This is a genomic window from Streptococcus sp. (genome assembly GCF_019414905.1).
Classification (GTDB): domain Bacteria; phylum Bacillota; class Bacilli; order Lactobacillales; family Streptococcaceae; genus Streptococcus.
This window is the reverse complement of the sequence record NZ_DXLC01000311.1, coordinates 1-1,742: the sequence shown is the minus strand read 5'-3', so window position 1 is coordinate 1,742 and position 1,742 is coordinate 1. Positions and strand designations below refer to the sequence as shown.

Sequence of the window (1,742 nt, the reverse complement as noted above, 5' to 3'; positions counted from 1 at the left end):
GCTGAAGCAACTCAAGATATTGCCATCATCGAACAACGTGCTAAAATGGATGGACGTCAAATGTTCATGCAATTGGCGCCAGCGACTGACAAAAAATAATTGTCAGAAAGTTAAATAAAGGAGAAAAAATCATGCCAAAACAAAAAACACACCGCGCATCAGCTAAACGTTTCAAACGTACAGGTTCTGGTGGACTTAAACGTTTCCGTGCTTACACTTCTCACCGTTTCCACGGAAAAACTAAGAAACAACGTCGTCATCTTCGTAAAGCATCTATGGTGCATTCAGGAGATTACAAACGTATCAAAGCAATGCTTACTCGCTTGAAATAATAGCTTGACTGTAAGTAAACAATTCTAGGAAATATTTGGAGGAAATAAAACATGGCACGTGTTAAAGGTGGCGTTGTATCACGCAAACGTCGTAAACGTATTCTTAAATTAGCAAAAGGTTACTATGGAGCTAAACACATCTTGTTCCGTACTGCAAAAGAACAAGTAATGAACTCTTACTACTATGCATACCGTGACCGTCGTCAGAAAAAACGTGACTTCCGCAAATTGTGGATCACTCGTATCAACGCGGCAGCTCGTATGAACGGACTTTCATACTCACAATTGATGCATGGTTTGAAATTGGCTGAGATCGAAGTTAACCGTAAAATGCTTGCGGACTTGGCTGTTAACGATGCAGCAGCTTTCACAGCTCTTGCAGATGCAGCTAAAGCAAAACTTGGTAAATAATAACAGATAAGACTGGAACAGGATTGTCCCAGTCTTTTTAAAAATAAAGGAGAAAAAAATGGCTTCAAAAATGCTACACACTTGCTTGCGAGTAGAAAATCTTGAAAAATCAATCGCATTTTATCAAGATGCTTTTGGTTTTAAAGAATTGCGTCGCAGAGATTTTCCAGACCATGCCTTCACGATTGTCTATCTAGGACTTGAGGATGACGACTATGAATTGGAGTTGACTTATAACTACGATCACGGTCCTTATGTGGTTGGAGATGGCTTTGCCCATATCGCCCTCAGTACACCTGATCTTGAAGCTCTTCATCAAGAGCACAGTGCCAAAGGCTATGAAGTAACTGAACCAAATGGTCTACCAGGAACTGCACCTAACTATTACTTTGTCAAAGACCCTGATGGATACAAGGTCGAAGTCATTCGTGAAAAATAATCACGTGAAGTCAAGTAGAATGTTCGTTTTCTACTTGACTTTTTTTAGCTGAAAGAGTATACTAATAAAAATTTAACCTTTAAGGGGAGTCCAGAGAGACTCACAAGGTGTCAGATAAAAGAATAGTGCAATTTTCTAGAGGAGACTTTTTGAGTGTGCTCTCTTCTGTTGTACGATTTTAACTGAGGCCTTGCAATCGCAAGGTCTTTTCTTTGTCTGGTCCCCTTAAAATTTAAGGAGGAAAAGTCATGAATCCCACATGTAAGAAACGTTTGGGTGCGATTCGATTGGAAACCATGAAGGTGGTTTCACAGGAGGAAATCGCGCCAAAAATCTTTGAATTAGTCCTAGAAGGGGAAATGGTTGAAGCCATGCGAGCAGGCCAATTTCTTCATCTGCGTGTGCCTGATGACGCCCATCTCTTGCGTCGTCCTATTTCAATTTCGTCTATTGACAAGGCAAACAAGCAGTGCCACCTCATTTATCGGATTGAGGGGGCTGGGACAGCTATTTTTTCAACCTTAAGGCAGGGAGATACTCTTGATGTGATGGGGCCTCAG

4 protein-coding genes and 1 pseudogene are annotated in these 1,742 nt (G+C 41.0%); all 5 read left to right on the top strand.

The features are described from left to right. A pseudogene (locus tag QZ359_RS09345) lies at window positions 1–99 on the top strand (translation initiation factor IF-3); the annotation flags it as partial. 32 nt (window positions 100–131) lie between these two features. Continuing rightward, window positions 132–332, top strand: a complete 201-nt coding sequence (gene rpmI, locus QZ359_RS09340) for a 50S ribosomal protein L35 (RefSeq protein WP_001125943.1) — start codon at window positions 132–134, stop codon at window positions 330–332. A 51-nt stretch (window positions 333–383) separates the two neighbouring features. Further along, complete coding sequence (gene rplT / locus QZ359_RS09335; protein ID WP_000124834.1) at window positions 384–743, top strand: 50S ribosomal protein L20; 360 nt, start codon at window positions 384–386, stop codon at window positions 741–743. Between the two features lie 58 nt (window positions 744–801). Beyond that, entirely contained in the window at window positions 802–1,182 is a 381-nt protein-coding gene (locus QZ359_RS09330; RefSeq protein ID WP_261024516.1) for a VOC family protein, read from the top strand. 248 nt (window positions 1,183–1,430) lie between these two features. Continuing rightward, the coding region (locus tag QZ359_RS09325) for an FAD-binding oxidoreductase (protein WP_293965934.1) at window positions 1,431–1,742 on the top strand (312 nt) is incomplete at its 3' end.